This window comes from Helicobacter bilis (assembly GCF_900198365.1).
Taxonomy (GTDB): Bacteria; Campylobacterota; Campylobacteria; order Campylobacterales; family Helicobacteraceae; genus Helicobacter_A; species Helicobacter_A bilis_B.
This window is the reverse complement of record NZ_FZMS01000006.1, coordinates 44,230-63,336: the sequence shown is the minus strand read 5'-3', so window position 1 is coordinate 63,336 and position 19,107 is coordinate 44,230. Positions and strand designations below refer to the sequence as shown.

General features: G+C 32.6%; 21 protein-coding genes. 13 read left to right on the top strand and 8 right to left on the bottom strand.

Features of this window, described 5'->3' with window-relative positions; genetic code table 11:
- The first annotated feature begins 20 nt into the window (after positions 1-20).
- The 3 genes from C6H08_RS01090 (at position 21) to C6H08_RS01080 (ending at position 3,127) form a co-directional block, all read left to right on the top strand.
- Positions 21-581: a glycoside hydrolase family 108 protein gene (locus C6H08_RS01090; RefSeq protein ID WP_052100034.1), complete on the top strand. Its 561-nt coding sequence runs from the start codon at positions 21-23 to the stop codon at positions 579-581.
- A gap of 330 nt (positions 582-911) precedes the next feature.
- Positions 912-2,453, top strand: coding sequence for a terminase large subunit domain-containing protein (locus tag C6H08_RS01085; protein WP_034580167.1), 1,542 nt, complete (start codon positions 912-914; stop codon positions 2,451-2,453).
- A 386-nt stretch (positions 2,454-2,839) separates the two neighbouring features.
- Positions 2,840-3,127: a hypothetical protein gene (locus tag C6H08_RS01080; protein ID WP_034580166.1), complete on the top strand. Its 288-nt coding sequence runs from the start codon at positions 2,840-2,842 to the stop codon at positions 3,125-3,127.
- Between the two features lie 28 nt (positions 3,128-3,155).
- Here C6H08_RS01080 and C6H08_RS01075 read toward each other — a convergent pair whose 3' ends face one another.
- The gene (locus C6H08_RS01075; RefSeq protein ID WP_034580165.1) at positions 3,156-3,368 is read right to left on the bottom strand and encodes a hypothetical protein; all 213 of its coding nucleotides are present in this window, start codon (positions 3,366-3,368) and stop codon (positions 3,156-3,158) included.
- Positions 3,369-3,706: 338 nt separating this feature from the next.
- Between C6H08_RS01075 and C6H08_RS01070 the strand changes: the two genes are divergently transcribed.
- The 3 genes from C6H08_RS01070 to C6H08_RS01060 all read left to right on the top strand — a co-directional run bounded on the left by C6H08_RS01070 (position 3,707) and on the right by C6H08_RS01060 (position 7,420).
- A complete protein-coding gene (locus C6H08_RS01070) occupies positions 3,707-4,312 on the top strand; it encodes a hypothetical protein (RefSeq protein ID WP_034565565.1) in 606 nt (201 codons plus the stop codon).
- Positions 4,313-5,068: 756 nt separating this feature from the next.
- The gene (gene pyrC, locus C6H08_RS01065; RefSeq protein WP_034562487.1) at positions 5,069-6,124 is read left to right on the top strand and encodes a dihydroorotase; all 1,056 of its coding nucleotides are present in this window, start codon (positions 5,069-5,071) and stop codon (positions 6,122-6,124) included.
- Positions 6,125-6,133: 9 nt separating this feature from the next.
- On the top strand, positions 6,134-7,420 hold the full coding sequence (locus C6H08_RS01060; RefSeq protein WP_034580069.1) for a hypothetical protein: 1,287 nt from the start codon (positions 6,134-6,136) through the stop codon (positions 7,418-7,420).
- A 38-nt stretch (positions 7,421-7,458) separates the two neighbouring features.
- Here C6H08_RS01060 and C6H08_RS01055 read toward each other — a convergent pair whose 3' ends face one another.
- The 3 genes from C6H08_RS01055 to C6H08_RS11180 form a co-directional block, all read right to left on the bottom strand.
- A complete protein-coding gene (locus C6H08_RS01055; RefSeq protein WP_052092605.1) occupies positions 7,459-7,746 on the bottom strand; it encodes a Fic family protein in 288 nt (95 codons plus the stop codon).
- A gap of 289 nt (positions 7,747-8,035) precedes the next feature.
- Positions 8,036-8,266: a hypothetical protein gene (locus C6H08_RS01050; RefSeq protein WP_034580070.1), complete on the bottom strand. Its 231-nt coding sequence runs from the start codon at positions 8,264-8,266 to the stop codon at positions 8,036-8,038.
- Positions 8,267-8,271: 5 nt separating this feature from the next.
- Entirely contained in the window at positions 8,272-8,430 is a 159-nt protein-coding gene (locus C6H08_RS11180; protein ID WP_158656783.1) for a hypothetical protein, read from the bottom strand.
- Between the two features lie 153 nt (positions 8,431-8,583).
- On the opposite strand from C6H08_RS11180, the gene C6H08_RS11175 reads away from it, so the two are divergent.
- The 7 genes from C6H08_RS11175 (at position 8,584) to C6H08_RS01020 (ending at position 15,178) form a co-directional block, all read left to right on the top strand.
- A complete protein-coding gene (locus C6H08_RS11175; protein ID WP_158656782.1) occupies positions 8,584-8,733 on the top strand; it encodes a hypothetical protein in 150 nt (49 codons plus the stop codon).
- Positions 8,734-8,750: 17 nt separating this feature from the next.
- The gene (locus C6H08_RS01045; RefSeq protein WP_233708417.1) at positions 8,751-9,200 is read left to right on the top strand and encodes a 7-cyano-7-deazaguanine synthase; all 450 of its coding nucleotides are present in this window, start codon (positions 8,751-8,753) and stop codon (positions 9,198-9,200) included.
- A 207-nt stretch (positions 9,201-9,407) separates the two neighbouring features.
- Positions 9,408-10,745 (top strand): metallophosphoesterase family protein, encoded by a 1,338-nt coding sequence (locus C6H08_RS01040; RefSeq protein WP_052100018.1) that lies wholly within the window; start codon positions 9,408-9,410, stop codon positions 10,743-10,745.
- A 27-nt stretch (positions 10,746-10,772) separates the two neighbouring features.
- On the top strand, positions 10,773-11,717 hold the full coding sequence (locus C6H08_RS01035) for a hypothetical protein (RefSeq protein ID WP_034580071.1): 945 nt from the start codon (positions 10,773-10,775) through the stop codon (positions 11,715-11,717).
- Between the two features lie 172 nt (positions 11,718-11,889).
- Entirely contained in the window at positions 11,890-13,200 is a 1,311-nt protein-coding gene (locus C6H08_RS01030; RefSeq protein ID WP_080732245.1) for a hemolysin family protein, read from the top strand.
- Between the two features lie 76 nt (positions 13,201-13,276).
- Positions 13,277-14,128 carry a hypothetical protein gene (locus tag C6H08_RS01025; RefSeq protein WP_034580072.1) on the top strand — a complete coding sequence of 284 codons (852 nt, stop codon included), beginning with the start codon at positions 13,277-13,279 and terminating at the stop codon, positions 14,126-14,128.
- A 9-nt stretch (positions 14,129-14,137) separates the two neighbouring features.
- On the top strand, positions 14,138-15,178 hold the full coding sequence (locus tag C6H08_RS01020) for a methionyl-tRNA formyltransferase (protein ID WP_034565586.1): 1,041 nt from the start codon (positions 14,138-14,140) through the stop codon (positions 15,176-15,178).
- Between the two features lie 167 nt (positions 15,179-15,345).
- On the opposite strand, the gene C6H08_RS01015 is transcribed toward C6H08_RS01020, so the two are convergent.
- The 4 genes from C6H08_RS01015 to C6H08_RS01000 are packed head-to-tail and all read right to left on the bottom strand — an operon-like array spanning position 15,346 to position 19,100.
- Complete coding sequence (locus C6H08_RS01015; protein WP_080745692.1) at positions 15,346-16,533, bottom strand: site-specific DNA-methyltransferase; 1,188 nt, start codon at positions 16,531-16,533, stop codon at positions 15,346-15,348.
- 8 nt (positions 16,534-16,541) lie between these two features.
- Positions 16,542-17,327, bottom strand: coding sequence for a restriction endonuclease (locus tag C6H08_RS01010; protein WP_034580073.1), 786 nt, complete (start codon positions 17,325-17,327; stop codon positions 16,542-16,544).
- Positions 17,324-18,322, bottom strand: a complete 999-nt coding sequence (locus C6H08_RS01005) for a hypothetical protein (RefSeq protein WP_034580074.1) — start codon at positions 18,320-18,322, stop codon at positions 17,324-17,326. The genes C6H08_RS01010 and C6H08_RS01005 overlap by 4 nt, the downstream gene beginning before the upstream one ends.
- Positions 18,323-18,356: 34 nt before the next feature.
- On the bottom strand, positions 18,357-19,100 hold the full coding sequence (locus C6H08_RS01000) for a hypothetical protein (RefSeq protein ID WP_138154565.1): 744 nt from the start codon (positions 19,098-19,100) through the stop codon (positions 18,357-18,359).
- Between the last annotated feature and the right edge of the window lie 7 nt (positions 19,101-19,107).

The following is a 19,107-nucleotide window of genomic DNA, read 5'->3' as shown; positions in this document are numbered from 1 at the left end:
TTTATTAAAAAGGATAACAAATGGCAGAATTAAGCATCGCAGAAAGTAAAACTCTCAAATGGGAGGGCGGCTATTGTAATGTAGCAGGTGATAGGGGTGGCGAAACCATCTTTGGTATTGCTAGAAATATGCACCCAAAATTGAGTTTATGGGGTATCATGGATACTTATAAAAGAAATTATGAGAGTTTCAGAAAGGCTCATTATAAAGAGTTAGAGAAGCTATGTTTGGGCAATGCGGAATTTAAAAAAGAAATGGATAACTTTTATCGTAAAGAATTTTGGGATAAGATAAAAGGTGATCTTATAGAGAGTCAAGAAGTAGCAAATGCTTTGTATGATTTTGCGGTAAATAGTGGGGTAAGTAAAGCTGTAAAAAGCATACAAGAGATTTTAGGCATAGCAGTTGATGGAAACTTAGGGGCTAAAACAATAGCGGCAATTAATTCTAAAGATGGTAAAGAATTATGCAATAAGCTATGCGATAAAAGAGCGGCGTTTTTTGAAGCGATTGCAAAAAAAGGAGAGAATGCAAAGTTTTTAAAAGGGTGGCTAAATCGTGTTAAAGATTTTTATGTTTAGTTTATCTTTGTTTTTATTGCTTTGTAATATAGCTATTATGATATATGCAAGTAGCAATGTAAAGTGTAGCCAGACACTACCTTATGAAAGCTTTAATTTTAAAGGGTGTAAGGCTATACTACATAGTATGTAAAAAAAATATTGCAGATTTTGCTTTATTGCGTAGAATATGTTATTATAACCATAACCGCTAGAAAACTAGCGGAAAGTAGTTATTATTTTTTAAGTTTAAGGGCATTAGCTTATTTTCAAAGTTAATTTAACCCTTAAACACTTAATTTTCACAAACAAACAAAAAAACAACGCAAGATTATTAACTAAAGAGAGTTTATGCAAAAAGAAAAATTACTCAAAGAACTTGCATTACGAACACTTGCAAAACGAGATTTAAAAACCTTTTTGCTTTTAAAATGGGAACGATTTAACCAGAAGCCTTTTATTGATAGTTGGCATTATGATTATTTATGTAAGGCTTTAGAACAAACCCTGCCACAATCAAATAATCAAATACAAAGATTAATGTTAAACATGCCGCCTAGCTATGGTAAAACAGAAATCATTGCAAGGACTTTTCCTGCATGGGCTTTAGGGAATGATAGAAGCAGAAAATATATCTATATCAGTTATAGTGATACTTTGTGTAAAAAGATTATTAATGAAATAAGGGCTTTATTAAAATCTAAATTTTGGTTAAGCATATTTAAAGAGCCGCCAAGATTCTTAAGAGAATCAAGCCAAGAAGTGATACTAGAAGAGGGCGGGGGATTATTTGTAACGACAATTAGGGGTGCAATAACAGGTTTTCATGCACACCAAATCTTAATCGATGATCCTATAAAAGTCAGTGATATGAGTTACAAGGTAGAAAGAGATAAGGTAAATGATACTTTACGAAATATTGTAACCAGACTACAGGATAATAAAAGCAATATTACAATACTTATGCAGAGATTAGGGGAGGAGGATTTATGCGGCTTTTTGCTAAATCCTAGAGAGTTTGACAATGAGAGTATAAAAGCATGGAAGCATATAAAGCTTGTAGCACTCAATAAAGAAAAAGAGGTTTATGCACTTGATAATTTTACTTATGAGAGAGAGGCAAACGAAGCACTATTTACAAAAAAGCATGATATAGAAGCTTTGCATTCCTTGCGTTTGCAGTTGGGTGAAGATGAATTTCAGACACAATATCAGCAAGAACCACAAGCAAGTGAAGCAGGGTATTTTGAAAGCATATATTTTAAAGAGATTCCAAGCTATGAAATAAGTGAAACTAAAGATTATATATTTGTAGATTCTGCCCTATCGTTAAATGAGAGTGCGGATAATAGGGCGATTGTTGTTATTGGATTGGAAAATTATCAAAATAGCACGAGATATATTGTTAAAAATTGTTTGTTTGGAATATGGAGTGAGGAAGAGACTATAAAATGTTTAATTGAAACAATGTTGCAGTTTAATAAAGCAGGTGTTTATATAGAATCAGATGGCGGCGGCATAACGCTAAATCGCTTATTACAAAGGGAAATAGTCTTAATCAATGAAAGGCTAAAAAGGCAGGATAAAGCAATAATCAGTAATGACATAAATGTATATGTAGCAAGTAGAAAGGTGGCAAAAGTAGAGAAAATAAAGGCATTAAGAAGCTATTATAATACAGGCTTTTTAGTCTTTTTACATGGGGCAGGTGGAATAAATCAAATAAAAAAGGAATTGCTAAGCTTTAACCCAGAAAAGCCTTTTAGAAAAGATGATTGTATAGACTGCATTGCAAGTTGCATAGCGCATAAAGATTGTTTGCCCCCTGCTTTGAAAACAGATAGGGGGTTAAGTTTAAATAGGCATATAGTGAAAAAAGGGTGGCGCATATAGCTTTAGAGCGTTTGTCTTTTTGTTGCTTTTAAGTGAGTTATCATAAAATGCGGCGCTCAATGTATTTAATATACACTCCCTTGCATTTTATTCAACAACACTTAAAATCAATCAAAAATACTTCACGCAGGAGAGTTTTTTTTTGATTTGTATAAAGCCATCAATGTAGCTTTTTGTTTATTTTTTGTAAGCTTTTAAAAGCCTTTTTTAAAATATCAGTGATAAAACATAATATTTGAAATATTATGAAAGAAATAAAGAACAATAAGAAAAAAGCAGCAAAGCCAGACATTATGCCCCATATGAAGTCATGCATTATGTATCCTTTATGTAAAAAATATTGTATAATTATATTTATTTTAGTGATTAAATTTTAGGGGGAAGAAATGGAAACCTTAATAAGTATTTTTAGCGTGTCAAGTGTTGATTTTGTAAAGGGTTTTTTGATGGGATTATGTCTTAGTGCGATAGGTTGTTTTTATTTTTGCAAGTGGTTTGTAAAATATATAAATAGACAAAGTGAGCTATTATTAAATAGTCATAAAGATATGTATAAAGAACGAACACAAGAATTAAAAGACTTGCTAGAGAGACAAAAATCAATCTATGAAACACAAAGGCATATACAAGCTACAAATGATGCGGCAGCAAGTGCTGCTTCATTGAAGTTATAATACTTTTAGATAAAGGCTAAAATACAGCTTATTCTTTATCTAGTTTTTCAATACTTGTTATTAATGTGTCTAAAATCTTAGATTTTTCATAATAATAAAGCCATGATTTTACCCAATCGGGGATTTTTTCCGCCCTTTTCCAATTCACTACACTTTCATACTGCATATTTACAAGTTTGGCAAACTCTTTTTTACTTAGATTGATTTCTTTTAATCTTTTGTCAAACTGTGCATAAATCATATATAACCTTTTTATAACATGTTAAAAACAAACCTCCTTTCTGTTACTCTCTAGCATTGTAACAAATTGTAATATTTACTAAATTTTGTTAATATGCGACACTAACAAAAAGCACAAATAGCAAGAATGCTATTATAATAAGCTTGTTGTTTAACATTACTTTACCTCCTTTCTTGCACTTGCTAGATTTTCTGCACTTGCTAGAAAAGCGAGATAAACTCCCGCTTAAGCTGCTAACTTAAGCGGTAATATTATACTACAAATCTACAATTAAATCAAGTTAAAATAAATTAATTGTTAATTTTTTATACTAAAAAGTAGTATTTTAAAGGGTATAAATGCACGATGAAAAGATAAAAAGAGAAGTAGAAATTTTTTATAAATCAAATCATACGAATGCTGCAGAGACTTCAAGGAAGTTTAATTTGCCTTATACTACGATTAAAAAGTGGATTGAAAAAGAGGGCTGGGAGAGTGGCTCTGCGATAAAAGATATTGAGACGACAAGCAAAGAAGTCGTTACAGAGAGTTTTAATCTAGTTACAAAAACCGCACAAAATCGCTTAAAAAACGAGATTATTCAAAACTTAGGGGAAAGTGCGTATAATGTAGATAGTGTTATTTTAAATTCGCTGATGAATGAGGCAAGTGAGAGTTTATTGATACAAGCAATGAGTTTAAACCATATTAATAAAAGTTTAGCACTGAATGCAAGTATCGCTAAAAATGCGTTAATGGAACTAAGTATTAGTGATGATGGAAGTATGCAAAGTAAGATGGCGATTATTGCATGTAGTGAAAAGGTGAGTAAGATTTTTAATGAGTTGAAGACTTCATTGTATGGAAAAGAGATAACGATTACACAGAATGCAAAGAGTGATTTAACAGAGATGAGTGATGGGGAATTGTTAGAGTTGATAAATAAAGCGGATTTGAGTGAGTAGAGGCTTGTATTCTTTTTGTAGTCGTGTGATTTTAGTCTCAATATATCCATTTCCCTGCTTTATCTGTTATTTGCGTGATTAAAGGCTAAATGCAACGCACATAAAAGAATACTTACACACGCACGAACGCAAAGGCTCGCACATAAAAATAATTACGCACGAACACACAAAAGTCGCACGCACAAAATTAAAGGGAAATTGCGTTTTTATTATGTTTTTGTTTTATAAAAGTAGCTTGTAATATAAAATTGTTTGATGGATTTTAAGACAAAAAAGCCAAAGCGTGTTTATATGTGGGGAAAAAGTGTAGCAAGAAAATTACATTTTTAGCTTTTTTGTGATAGAATAAGGGCATTTTTTAAGCTTTGAATGCTAGTTTTGTTTGCTTGGGTGAGTGGATTCTATTAAACCACAAAAAGTTTATTAGAATCTACACATAAGATACTCCCAAAACAATAAGATAAATCAATTGCTATGTGTAAGCAATGGTGTAGGATTAACCACATTGATATACTCAATCCCAAAAAAAATAAGGCTTAGAATATTATAGAATCTTATTCACATTGAAATTATATGCTTTAAAGTTAAGATTCTAAATGGCTGGTCGTGCTTATAAATTAAGGCAATAATTTACTATTTTCTAAACAACATATACTCTATTCTTGTGTTATAATTTCGCCTTTATTCTAATAGAGAGTTCGCTCCAGCTTATTCAGTGCGATTGCCTTCGATTTTTATTATTTCATGGGGTTAAACATGGATACTATCATCTTGCAAAATCCAATAGATATGCACATACATTTACGACAAGATTCTATGCTAGAAGCAGTGCTACCTTATAGTGTGCGGCATTTTAGCACATTACTTGCTATGCCAAATCTAAATCCACCACTAATGGATGCGGAATCTATACTTGCTTACAGACAAGAGATTATGCGATTAGTTAAAAAAGATTCAGAAACTTGTGGATTAAAAGGAGAGCATTTTACCCCTATTATTGCCCTATATATCCATGATAATCTCACACTTGATATGCTAAAGGAAGCACATTTAGCTGGAGTTAAGATTCTAAAACTTTATCCAAAAGGGGCGACTACGAATGCTGAAAATGGCGTGAGTGAAGTCCTAAGTAAGCATTTATTAGCCCTGCTTGAAGAAGCACAGAATCTAGATATGATTCTAAGCATACATGGTGAGAGTGCGGGTTTTAGTATGGATAGAGAAAGGGAATTTTTAGAAATCTTTAGCGAGTTAGCAAGGACTTTTCCGCAACTAAAGATAATCATAGAGCATTTAAGCGATAGGCATTCACTCGAGTGTATCCATAAGTTTAGCAATCTTTATGGCACGATTACACTTCATCACATGCTTTTAACGCTTGATGACATTATAGGTGGTAAGCTTAATCCTTTTATGTTTTGCAAACCTGTGGTAAAGACACCCAAAGATAGAGATGCGATACTAGAGGCGGCATTGAATGGAGATTCTAAAATTAGCTTTGGATCTGATAGTGCGCCACACACGATACAAGCAAAGCTAGATGGAGCGGCCGGAATCTTTAGTGCGCCAATTCTACTTGAGGCATTATGCACGCTTTTTGCAAAGCATAATAAGTTAGAGAATCTCTCACATTTTTTAAGCCTTAATGCACAAAAGATATATGATATAAAATTGCCTTTTACAAAGCAAATCACATTGAAAAAAAGTCCCTTTACATTTGGAGAAAGTATAGAATCTAAGTTAGGTGCCATCTCTGTATTTATGGGAGATTCTACACTTAACTACAAAGTAGATAAGATAGAGATTCTATAGGTTAAATATATGAAAATACTTGATTATCTCTTTTACATAGCGTTATGTATAGTAGCAAGTATTGGATTATTTAGCTTTAATCGCAGCGTTGATATGTATTTTTTTCTGCCTACTTTTGAATCAACACGATATGAAGTATATGAGAAAGAGCAATGGCAGCTAGATTCTATAAATCTAGTCTCAATGGATATCACACAAATAAACCCTGATAAATATCTCATTAGCTACATAAGCAAGGATAAAGATAATAATACAAATCTATATGGCATGATTTTTTACCCAAGCAAATACAGCATACTAACCCAAAAAGGGGCATGGCAAAATATTGCCACAAACACAAAAACACATAGCCAAGAAATACTACTCTTTGACACAAAAACTCTTAACGCACAAGCAAAGCAACACATACATTCCTTGCATAGTGCCTTGATTCAAAATATTGATTCTAATCTTTATTTATTTCTTAATGCTACCCTATTACAAAAGCCACTTACCACAAGGGCATATATCTTTCAAGCAAACTTAGAACATATTGCAAAAGCTATTGAATCTAATACTACACAAGAGAATGCAAAACCACTTTTTAGTTTGCATGAAAATCCAGCATTAAGCCTATTTGCAAGGACAAATGCGTTTTTCTCGCATAAACCAAGCACTTTTTTTGGCACAAATACTACTATACAAGGCATGATACTACCATTTTTTACACATATAGAAAAAGATCAAGCATTTTTTGGAATCTTTAATAAAGAACTCCAACTAGAAGAAATAGCTAAGCCACACAATAACACGCTTTATTCAAATCCAATTATAACACCTTTGCATCCTAGCTATGATATAAATAATCCAGCAAATGATTCTATAACGCATCGGTGTTTAGCTCTATATAGCAATAAGAGTGTGCAAGAAAATACGCCAAATCTAGCCTATCAACTTTGCAAGATAAGTAATGGCTCATTGCAATTTGAAGATATGCAAGAGAGTAGTAACCTAAGCGTTGGGGCTATGAGTGTGGCAGCGTTTGGACGCTATATCGTGCTACTTTATACAAATAAAGAGAATACAACAATCAATCTAGCCGTATGGAATGGCAGCGATTTTATAACCTTAAAAGAGCTTGATAGAAGCACAAAAGGGAGCTTTATAAATCCAAAAATACTTACTCATGGACCTTATGCTTATATCGCTTATGCAAAAGATATGCAAAGTAAAATCAATATAATCACATTGAATGAAACTTATATTAATAACCTTATTGCATCACGCAATGCGATAAATCAAAATGCAATGAAATAGGGAGTTTTATGTAGTTGAGGGTTTTAATTCTGTCTCCGCTATCTGCCTACTTCTAGTGTGGCTTTGTGATTTAGTATTACCAACACATCATCCATAAATAATGGGGTGCATTTATTGCCATCTATAAAGAGGTGAAACTTCACACAAGCAAACATTATATACGTAAGTTTGTCTATGAATCTTTGGTAGTAGTCATCGTTTTGGATTTGCTTCAAAGCAGAATCTAAAAGCCTGATTTGCTTAAGGTTTGTTCCACTTAGTCCGCCCATTGCCCATATTGCTCTATCATGCAGTTCTGAAACTTCTTGTAAGTTTAAATGTCTCATTTATCTTGAAGCCTTTCAAACACGGCTCTATTTTCTAACTTTTTTAAATCTTATAGCATAGCTTCGTGTAATTGCTGGAAGTCATCGACTTTTGTCTGCTTCACACCGAAACCCTCCTCTGCCTTGTCCGCTGGGGCTTTAAAGTCATTTAGAAACTCTTGCTTGACATTTTCTAGTATTAAAGTCGTTTTCTACTCCTTAAATATATTTTGTGGATTCTAGCAAAAATATTTGTGTTGCGGCTTAAATTCCATATTAAAAACCTACAGGGAAGTTTCCTTTAATATGATTAAAGAGCTGGGCAGATAAAGCCTTTTAGAAACTTTGCTTTAAACTTTATGAAATTGCTAAAGTTAATGTATTGAAACTTTGAAAAGGTGGCTAGGGTGCAGTGCGGAATCTCTATTATAGATTCTAAAGAAAAATTGTGCGAAATTTCATTACTCACCTTTCCCATAGAATCTTTGTAGCGTTCATAAGTGGCGTTACCTAAGGCTACGCCATCTTTATTTTTATCCATATTTGTTACTTGTGTGGCAGTTGTGGCTTTCCGCATAGGGTGGATTGATAAAAATAATTAGCTTTTTGCGTTTTTTCATCATTTTGTAGGATTTCTTGTAGGGATTCTGGCGGTTTAGATTTTATGCAATTAGGACACTTAGAAACTAGCCCATTTTTTGTCATATTGAGCCTTTTTCTATTGTCATTTTTGCAAGTATGGGTGAAATCCTTACGGATTGCACGAGGTGTTAGCCGAAAAATCTCACTAGCATGAAAATAAAGATGTTTCTACTTTTTCAAAGTCTCAACATGACAAAGTGAGATAAAAGAGATAACATGACAAGCACAAACAATCATGCAAACCTTTCTTTTTGCTCTATTAAAGCAAACCTGTCAAACTCTGCAAAATACTCTCTTAAATCCTGCGGACTAAAAGTCTCATACATAAGCGATATAAAGATGAAAATATCTCTTATACACTTTTAGATATGAGTAGCGTATTTGTGGGCTTTAAGAGTGCCTTGCTGCAAAATAGCAGTGAGAGCATTCCACAAGATTCTTATAATCTAGAATCTATGGCAAAGCTTGTTGTGCCTTTTAGAAATGGGATCTTTCTTAGTGCTGCGGCTGGACTTGCCGAATCTCTTGGTTATAAAGAGATTGTATTAGCAAATCATGCAGGAGATCATCCACTCTATCCAGACTGCACACAATCTTTTATAGATTCTATGAATGAGAGTATTATGCAAGGAAGTGGTGGTGCAGTTAAGCTTTGTAGTCCATTTTGTAATTGGGATAAAAAAGAGATAGTAAAGCTTGGTTTAAGTTTGGGTGTTGATTATACAAAGACATATAGTTGTTACAGAGGCGGTGAGAAGCATTGTAATACATGTCCTACTTGTATAGAATCTAATGAGAGTTTTTTAGCAAATGGCATTGTTATAGAGAGATAGCTTTGTTTTTATAGAATCTAGCATAATCATAGAAATATTTCACCCATAGAATCTAGTCTAATATCTACTTATAGAATCTAAACGCAATATCAATATTACAATCACACAAATAATATTTTAAATCTTTAAGAGATGATTTTTACAGCCATTTTATAATAATTTTACAGCGATAGAATACACTACATTAATTTATATGAAAGGTGTATTATGCAAAAATTTCTTTTAATCCTATGTGTAAATATTATATTTTGTGCGTGTTCTTCTACCTTGCCGACTTTTTCTTATGAGAGTGATTCTACATTTAAAAGCAGCATAGAAGAAAAGGCAGCCCCCGCATATCCACAAGCCTATTTTGCGGTATTAAGCGATACGCATATCTATGATACAAAACTTGGAGTAGATGGCGAGGCTTTCAAGGAATATCTCAATAATGACAGAAAAATGCTAGTCCAAAGTGTAGAGATTCTAGAATCTGCATTGAGTGATATTGCCTCAAAAAAGCCACAATTTGTGCTAATTTCAGGGGATTTAACAAAAGATGGCGAGATAAGCTCACATGAATTATTACAAAAGCGTTTATACGACTTAAAAGCACAAGGCATTCAAACCTATGTAGTCCCGGGCAATCATGATGTAAATAACTCACATGCAAGAAGCTTTCATGGTGCTACAACAAAGCAAGTAAAGTCCGCTCAAAAAGAAGACTTTGCTAGAATCTATGCGGATTTTGGCTACAATCAAGCGATAAAAAAAGATCCAGATTCTCTAAGCTATATTATAGAACCAGTGGAGGGCTTATGGATTTTTGGGCTTGATAGCACGAGATTCCGTGAAAATAGCATGAAAAAAGATCCCATTGTAGATGGAAAATTTTATCCGCAAACGCTGCAATGGATTGAAGCAAACTTAATTGAGGCAAATAGAGAGGGAAAAGCAGTCATTGCCTTTTTTCATCACGGAATATTAGAGCATTACACAGGCAATGCGACTTTTTACCCCGAGTATTTAATAGAAGATTTTCAGGCGATAGCAAAAATGTTTGCCTTTTATAATGTCCGCATGGTTTTCACGGGACATTTTCATGCGAATGATATAAGTATGCAAGAGTTTAATGGCAGGGCGCTATATGATATTGAGACAGGCTCACTTGTATCCGCACCTTCGCCTTATAGATTTGTAACACTAAAGGATAACAAGGCTTTTATCACAACCTCTGTTGTAAAAGAGATTCCAAGCGTACAAGACTTTCAAACATTTGCCACAGAATATACAAAAAATGGCTTTGAAGTGCTTGGCAAAGCGGTTATGGATAAATTCTTTGTAAGCAAAAAAGACCAAGATATATTAGCACCTTATATCAGCAGTGCCTTTATAGCTCATTACAGGGGTGATGAGATGCCACAAAAAGATCAAAAACTTATCCCAGATTCTAAAGAGTTAGGCATGTTTGGCAAGCTTGTGCTACATAAAAAGAGAGATTTGATTATAAATATTTGGCATGACTTAAAACCGCAAGATAATAATATTGTTTTGGAATTTAAATAATTATGTTTTAACATATAGGAATATGCTATGAAAAGATTTCAAAAAAGTATTATATGCTTTATGCTTTGCTTTGTTATGGGCTTTGCAGATACTACAAAAGAGAGTGAGAATTTAGAAAAACATTTGCGAGATAATGTAGCACAAAAATTAGAATCTAGAATCACAGATTTAAGCGATAAGACAGGCTGGTATTTCACAAATAAAGGCGGATTTAAATACAATTATTTGGGTGCAAGCTATACAAGTCAATTCTACTATAAACGCACATTATTTAGAGATAAACACCCGTTATTTTTTGGGAGTGCCGAGATAAATAGCGGGATTGAAGCTACTTTTACAAGTTATGGGCGATTAGGGGCTTTTGTAGATTTTCAACCATTTAGCTTTTTTGGGATTGTGTTTAATCTCACTTATGAAGGGGCATGGAGTGAGCTTGGCAAACCCGTGCTTATAGAATCTCAAAGAGATTATGCACATGCGGTTACAGGCGGACCAAAAAGCACAAAAGAAGTCATACGCACAGGCGGCAATACCCTGCTTTTTCAAATCGTCCCCTATATTACACTCGGTATGCCGATAAAAGATGACTTTTTGGTGTTTGTGTATCGCCCTTTTATTACTATATATAAAGCCCTTGATGTAAGCCCTAATACATTTTTATACTATTCCACAGATAATGTTGTAGTAAGACCAAGCGATGTGCATGTAGCCCATGATATTATGCTGCTTTATAGTATCACAAGTCTTGGCATACGCTTTGGCGTTGATGGCGTGATAGAGCAGATAGGCTCATATAAGGGTATATGGCGACATGGAATCTTTGCGATAGGAATCTATCATAATCCACTAAAGCAGTATAAAAAACTCACGCCATTTGCCGCCTTAAAGGTTGGGACATGGCTTAGCGATAGATATTTTCAGCATGATTTTACGATATTTGCAGAATGTGGGTTACGCTTTAAAGTATTTTAGCAATGCGTTTGTAGATTCTACAACATGAATACTTCAATCTTAAGTAAAGTATATCAAAGTGCGTTTTAGCACATTTTAAGATTAACATGCTAGAATATTGCTTTATGTTTATGGAATCCTTTTTGCACTCTGTGTTTTAGCATAAAGATTCTGTATGTAACAAGGAGTTATTTTGGATACGGATAGTTATCACTCGATTGGTATGGTTTTATTGGCATTTATTCTTATTCTTTTAAATGCTTTTTTTGTGTTATCCGAATTCGCTATGGTAAAAGTTAGAAAGTCTCGCTTAGAAGAGCTTGTAAAGCAAAATAATCAAGTCGCAAGACTAGCCCTTAAAATGTCTAATTCCCTTGATAGCTATCTCTCCGCTACTCAACTTGGCATTACGCTAAGCTCACTTGCACTAGGTTGGGTGGGGAATCATATCACCGCTTTGATTCTATATAATATGAATGCGATTTTTCAAGTCCATACGCAGCTTTTAGATACCATTAGTTTGCTTAGTTTGCTTATATCATTTAGTTTAGTAACGCTTTTGCATGTGATTTTAGGTGAGATTGTCCCAAAATCTATTGCTATTGCTAAAAGTGAGACAGCCTTTTTAGCGATTGCTCGTCCGCTTTATCTTTTTTGGCTTATCTTTTTTCCCGTGATTAAGTTCTTTGACTTTGCTTCTTCTCTATTTTTAAAGCTATTAAAAGTTCAAGCCCATAGTGAAGCCCATAGTGATGAAGAGCTAAAAATCATTGTAGGTGAGAGCTTAAAGGGTGGATTTTTAGATTCTATTGAAGGGGAGATTATCAAAAATGCGGTTGATTTCTCCGATACTCTTGCAAGAGAGATTATGACACCTAGAAAAGATATGATATGCCTTGATAAGACTTTGAGTTATGAAAAAAATATTGAGACTATTGTATCAGGTCCAAATCATACGCGTTATCCTTATTGTAATGGGAGTAAGGATAATGTGATAGGCGTTATTCATATACGCGATGTGCTTGCAGCAAATATTAAGAATAATTATCAGCCTATTAGCTTTGATTCCTTTGCGAAAAAAATGCTAATTGTCCCAGAGAGTGCCTCAATCTCGCAGATTCTATTAAAGATGAATAAAAAGAAAGTTGATACCGCCCTTGTAATTGACGAATACGGCGGCACAGCAGGTATGATCACCTCACAAGATATTATGCATGAAATCATGGGTAGCATTGTAATAGATACTAAAGAGAATGCTGATTATAAAAAGCTTGATGATAAAACCTATGAATTTGATGGCAAGGTGGATTTAGAAAAGGTTGAGAATATCTTTGGCTTTGAGTATGATGAAGAGTTTATGCAAGTTACCATCGGTGGCTATGTGCTAACACTCTTTGGAGATATGCCAAATATTGGCGATATGATTAGCGATGAAAAATGTCAATATGAAGTCTTAGAGATTGAAGAAACTCGTATAAAAAGGGTAAAAATCACTCTAGGTTAAATAGGCTTTAGATTCTATATCTTATGAGTTAGCTTTTTCTTATTACAATAATGAAAATATTTATTTGGAGATATTGTTGCGATTTAATACTATTGTGTATTCTTATCTATTTTTTGCTCTTTTTATTTTTAATGCGTTAGCTCTTTTGAGTGCAGAATTTATGCCTATTTTCTCACAGCTTTTTACTCTATTAGCAGAAGATGGTCGCATATATGATATATTCTCTTGCATTCTGCTTTTTGTTGCGCTTTTAACACTTCTTAGTATGCCTATCCGTATGTATAGACAAAGGCAAACTCTAGGCAAAACAGCACCTTTTATAGTTAGCATTACTGCTTTTATTCTTTTATGTATTGTATGTGTATTATTGTATTGGCTAAGTGGAAAGATTTTTGAAAAAGATTCTATGGATTTGCTACTTAATGAAGAAAATATCATGCAGACATGGCAGTCTTACTACACTTCATTTGAGTTTTTTATCTCATTTACATGCTGGATTCTATTTATTATTTTGCCTTTAGCTTATAAGGCACTTTCTCTAAAAATTAATATAGAGCATAGAATCGGTAAATCCATGCTTATTTTAGAGCCAAGTATAACGACTATCATCATATTTATGAGTGCAAATGCCTATCACCCCTATTTCTCACCCTTAGTAAGTAAATATATCCATTTTACTTGTTTTGTGATGGCAAATATATTACTACTTTATGTGCTATTTCGCAATAAAAAGCTATTTGGATTCTATGAATATGCAAATGCTATTTTACTTTCTCTTAGCATTTTATATTTTGTGCTATGTAGTAGCAGTATGCTTCGTGGCGAGTTTTTTAACGCACAGCTTACACTTTATGCGTTAGGCATTGCTTCATGGTGTAGTGAATGGCTTTATAATCAAGAGATTGTGAGCGAACAAATCACATCATAAGGGGGAATTATGAATATTGTTTTTTTAGGCACACCGCTATTTGCTAAAGAGATTCTAGAAGGACTTATGAAAAATCACACTATTTTATCTGTGATAACACAGCCAGACAAGCCCTTTGGTAGAAAAAAGATTCTAAAAGCACCAGAAGTAAAAGAATGTGCTTTAGCAAATAATATCCCTTGCTTTCAACCTGAAAAAAGCATAGATATTATAGAAATTTTACATAATATAGACACAAAGCAAAAGATTGAAGCTATCATTGTAGTAGCCTATGGAAAGATTCTTAAAAAAGAGATTGTATCGCGTTATATTTGTCTTAACTTGCATGGGTCTTTATTGCCCCATTATCGTGGTGCAAGTCCGATTCAAACAAGTATTATGAATGATTATAAACACTTTGGCTTAAGCGTGATTTATATGGACGAGGGGCTTGATAGTGGTAATATCGCCGCAATACAAGCAATAGAAAAAGACATAGTCGCAAGGAAAAATGTAGCAGAAGTTTTTCATATATTAGCACCTTATGGAATCTCTTTGCTAGAAAAAGTGCTTAATGATATAAAGCACAATACATTGCAAACTACACCGCAAAACCACGACATTGCAAGCTATTGCAAAAAGCTTACAAAAAATGATTGCTATTTAGATTTTATAGACTCTTATACTTGCTACTTGCATTTCTTAGCATTAGGACATATTGGGGTATGGACGAAGTATAAAGATAGTGTTTTAAAAATTAATATGATACAAGACTATGTGTCAGATAACTCTGTGTTAAGCGATTCTGTTTTACAAGATTCTAGTTTGAAAGACCCTACTTTAAGAGATTCTAAACTACAAGATTCTATCCCAAAAGATTCTATACAAAATAAAACCCACGAGCAAAAAGGCACAATCCTAGCAATAAAACAAAACATGGCATGTATCGCATGTGAAAATGGTGCATTATGGATAGAATCTGTAACACCACAAAACAAATCAAAAATGACAATGACAAGCTTTTTGCAATCTCAAAATCTAAAAGTTGGTGATAGTTTGGTGTTTGGATAGTTGTGAATCTTTAGGTGTATTAAAACATAGTGAGAACCAGCATTATTGTTGTTTAAATCCCCTTGTAATGTCATAATAAAAAATTTTACGAACAGGTAACCATGAGAGTAATATTTATCCAAAAAATATATTTAAATTTGTTGAGTTATAATAATGGCAATTGGATTTTACCCCAAATTAATCATTTTTTGAAGTTTTAAAGTGCTTATCCTTTCCATATGATTATTTTCTTTCACTTCATTAATTATGCGATTTGAAATACACTTCTTAATCAAAGCAATATCACGGCTAAATAAATGATTTTCACTTTCTTTTATCCATTGCTGATTAAGCTTTATAGATTCAATGCTTTCATCAATGCCGATAAACTTTCTCCCTAAATTTAGGGACTCTTGTAAAAATCCACCACCACCACAAAAGCAATCCATAACCCTAGAATCCATATTTGATGACATTGTAATAATACGCCTTAGCATTGCTCTATTTTTCTCGGTAGGATAGGCTGGATTTTGAGAGTCTTTAAACTCCCAAATATCTTGTATCTTTTTGCCTTTGCATTCATTTATATAAACTTTCTTGCGTGGATTATTATTTTTACTCCATTCAATTAGCCCTGCTTCTTGCAACTTGTCAAGCTCTTTTAAACTATACCTCCAATGTCTGCCATTAGGTGGTTTTATGCCATTCCACTCTTGCCCACTCTCTCCATTTTGTGTAATGCCCGGTGCGTGCAGGGGAATAGTCGTATAATAGCCTTTGCTATCTTGTTTATTAAACCTCTTTTTCAAATCAGATTCTAGCACTTCATCTTTTATCTCATTCCAAATATATTGACTACTTTTAGCATAAAACAAAATCATATCTTTGATATTGCCATACGCTTTACGCTTGAAATTCTTAGGATTACATTTTATGCGTGTAATATCATTGATGAAATTTTCCCTACCAAAGACTTCATCACAAAGTATCTTAACATAATACCCCATTTTGCTATCAATATGCAAATACAAACTTCCTTTTTCGCTCATTAGTTCCCTAATCCAAACAAGACGACAATATAAAAACTCTAAATAAGATTCTAAACTAAATTTATCTTTATAAGCGATTTTAGAATCTTTTTCCGCACTCATTGTGCTACCGAGTTTAAAAATATTATTTGTGCCAAAAGGCGGGTCAATATAGACTAAATCAATGCTATTTTTATAATCTAACTCTTGTACTAAAAATCGCATAGCACTTAAATTATCATCATAAATAAGTAAATTATCCGCATTAAAATTACCACTTAATCTATACTTATAGGTATCTTGCAAAATGCTTTTAGAATCTGGCAATTTTTGAAACACTTCTATCATACCACCACCTACAAAGAATACAAAAAATCTCGTAGAAGTAAAGCGGATAAAATGTTTTCATCGCCATATTTTTGACACAACATAGCATTCATTTTGCTTTTATTTTGGATATAGCATACTCCATCTAAAATAGCAATTTTTACAACTTTTTCTTTTAAAGGACATTTTAAAAGCTGCAACGCGTCTTCAAGCTGAGCGTTTTGATGTCCCCCAAAATCTGTTAAAAACTTTGCTTCACTTATGATAATCTTTCCATTAAATCGTGCAATAAAATCAAGTCCTTTTTCTCTCTCATAGCCTAAATATTCTTTTGCATAATGTTTCATCACAGAATCAGAAGCATTTAAAATCGCATTATCTCTTGTATGTAAAAAATCATTGATACCAACAGATTCTAATCCCAAAGCCCCACTATTTACCCAACGCTTAAAAAGAGGACCAATTTGCCTGTTAGTTTCTTTTGGCTGTGAAAGATTTTCATAAATTTTATTTAGCCCCATTTCTTTTAATCGCCCACAGATTCTAGCAATCGTTAGTGGATTTCTCTCAATCGCATTTTTATCGCGTCTCAAATAAACAATATAAGAATCTTTGATGGGGAAAAGTTCAAAATCAAGCAAAGATTCTATGATTTCATTTTGTTTATTTTCAGCAAAAGCTTGCTCAAATCTTTGCCATTTTGTAGAATCTATTTCCCTAATATTATCTGGCGACATAGGATACACTCTAAAAAGCTGGTCTAAATAATCTCTTTGATTAGCTAATTCAATGCTTTGAGTTAAGAAATGATTCATATGTGTCCCCAAATAAATTTTACTATAAAAACAATTACACCTAAAATGATAGAGACGATTATCCCATTGATAATTTGGCTTTTATTTTTTTGATAATAGTTTGTTAGTTTCTTTTTTATTCTTAAACATTTCTTTTTTCTATAATCTTTGAGTCTTATTCTGTAATTTGCTTTTTTATTAAGTATCCTTAGTTCTTTTATTTCCCTAGATTTTTCTTCTTGTATTTTTAATAATTGTTCCCTTTCCTCTTTTAATTGTTTGTTATCATTTTCTTTCTTTTCATTTTCATTTTTTAAATTTTCAACTTCTTGCTCTCTTTTTTGTTGCCGTTCTATAAAGTAATCTAAGTCACGACCACTTATATTTTCAAGAGAATCGATATTGTTTTCATTAATTTCTTCTGGTTTTTGTTCATATTCTTTTATTTCACTTAAGATTTGCAAACATATCTTTTCGCTCAAGCCTTGACTTTTTCTTTTCTTGAGCTCTTCTTGTAAATCTATATTGTGTTGATATAGATTGAGTGCCGCCGATATTTTTGCTCTTGTATCAGGCTTAAATATTAACAATCCATTATAATTCTTAGATAATTTCCCAAGCTTTAGCCATAATATATTTGTCAAAAGCGTTGTTTGTATGGCGATAGGAATTTTTCCACCAATGTTAGCTTTAATGTATTTTGAAATTTCGATATATTCCTTTTCTTCCGTTAAAAATAAATATTTAGCATTTTCTATAGTTGCTTCATTATTGGCCCTCAAAATATTTAGTTTATTAAGAAATTCGATTTTATCGATTCCTATGTTAGAAATCTCTTTTTCTATATCTTTTGATGCGACATTATATTTTTGATTTTTTTCCAAATTAAAATCTACTTCACAGATAGCTCTCTTCAATATTACTTCTTTTTCTAATTTCTCAAATAATCTCAACTTTTCAGCTCTAATACTGATTTCATCACCAAAACATTTCTTTTTAATTTCTTTTTCAGCCATAGTATATTCACTATTTTTATTTTTAATTATTGCATCAAAAAAAATCTTCTATGCGCTGTTCTTCTTTTGATGTGTAATAAAGGTAGATAACTTTTTTATCTTTTTTGTTGATTTCTTTAATAAGTGCAAATAATTCCTTGATGATTAAAGAGAACATTTCTCCATTATATCCCATATAATGAAATATGATTTCCATATTGATGTAAATGTACAACTTTTCCCATCTTTTGTTGTCATATAGCGTGTGATATCTCAATCCATTATAAAGGATAATGCCATTAGATACATTTCGCAGAGTACTATTTTCGCTATTTTTAATCACAAAATTATTGATTTCTTGATTATCCTGTAAGCCTAAAAAATAATCGACAATTTTTTCTCTCAATATATTTTCATCTAAGCTTAATTGACAATGCGATTTGAGCTTTTCTATTAAAATTTTTTCATCTTGTATTGCCTGATTGATCTTTTCTTGTATTTCTTCATATTGCGTATTTGCATTATCATTGGGTTGGAATTTACGAGTATCGGCATTGTAAGTTATTATTCCATTTTTCACCATTTTCTTAAGTCGCTGTTCAATCACTGAAGTAGGTATTTCAAATCCAAATTCATCTTTTAAATAATCATTGGTTTCAATATGGGTAAAACTTATAAAAGCTTTATCTTGTGTAGCAAATATAATAAAAGATTCCAATATGTCTGATAACTGTTTTCCTTGTTTTTTAAATAAATCAAAGACAACTAAAGCTGACAATAACTGATGTTGGGTTGCCACATGTACC

Coding starts and splice junctions, on each gene's coding strand:
- C6H08_RS01075 (WP_034580165.1), bottom strand. CDS start 3,368: ATGATTTATGCACAGTTTGACAAAAGATTAAAAGAAATCAATCTAAGT.
- C6H08_RS11180 (WP_158656783.1), bottom strand. CDS start 8,430: ATGACAAAAAATGGGCTAGTTTCTAAGTGTCCTAATTGCATAAAATCT.
- C6H08_RS01055 (WP_052092605.1), bottom strand. CDS start 7,746: ATGAGACATTTAAACTTACAAGAAGTTTCAGAACTGCATGATAGAGCA.
- C6H08_RS01005 (WP_034580074.1), bottom strand. CDS start 18,322: ATGGCTGAAAAAGAAATTAAAAAGAAATGTTTTGGTGATGAAATCAGT.
- C6H08_RS11175 (WP_158656782.1), top strand. CDS start 8,584: ATGACAAGCACAAACAATCATGCAAACCTTTCTTTTTGCTCTATTAAA.
- C6H08_RS01060 (WP_034580069.1), top strand. CDS start 6,134: ATGAAAATACTTGATTATCTCTTTTACATAGCGTTATGTATAGTAGCA.
- C6H08_RS01015 (WP_080745692.1), bottom strand. CDS start 16,533: ATGATAGAAGTGTTTCAAAAATTGCCAGATTCTAAAAGCATTTTGCAA.
- C6H08_RS01010 (WP_034580073.1), bottom strand. CDS start 17,327: ATGAATCATTTCTTAACTCAAAGCATTGAATTAGCTAATCAAAGAGAT.
- C6H08_RS01035 (WP_034580071.1), top strand. CDS start 10,773: ATGAAAAGATTTCAAAAAAGTATTATATGCTTTATGCTTTGCTTTGTT.
- C6H08_RS01080 (WP_034580166.1), top strand. CDS start 2,840: ATGGAAACCTTAATAAGTATTTTTAGCGTGTCAAGTGTTGATTTTGTA.
- C6H08_RS01090 (WP_052100034.1), top strand. CDS start 21: ATGGCAGAATTAAGCATCGCAGAAAGTAAAACTCTCAAATGGGAGGGC.
- C6H08_RS01070 (WP_034565565.1), top strand. CDS start 3,707: ATGCACGATGAAAAGATAAAAAGAGAAGTAGAAATTTTTTATAAATCA.
- C6H08_RS01085 (WP_034580167.1), top strand. CDS start 912: ATGCAAAAAGAAAAATTACTCAAAGAACTTGCATTACGAACACTTGCA.
- C6H08_RS01050 (WP_034580070.1), bottom strand. CDS start 8,266: ATGGATAAAAATAAAGATGGCGTAGCCTTAGGTAACGCCACTTATGAA.
- C6H08_RS01040 (WP_052100018.1), top strand. CDS start 9,408: ATGCAAAAATTTCTTTTAATCCTATGTGTAAATATTATATTTTGTGCG.
- pyrC (WP_034562487.1), top strand. CDS start 5,069: ATGGATACTATCATCTTGCAAAATCCAATAGATATGCACATACATTTA.
- C6H08_RS01020 (WP_034565586.1), top strand. CDS start 14,138: ATGAATATTGTTTTTTTAGGCACACCGCTATTTGCTAAAGAGATTCTA.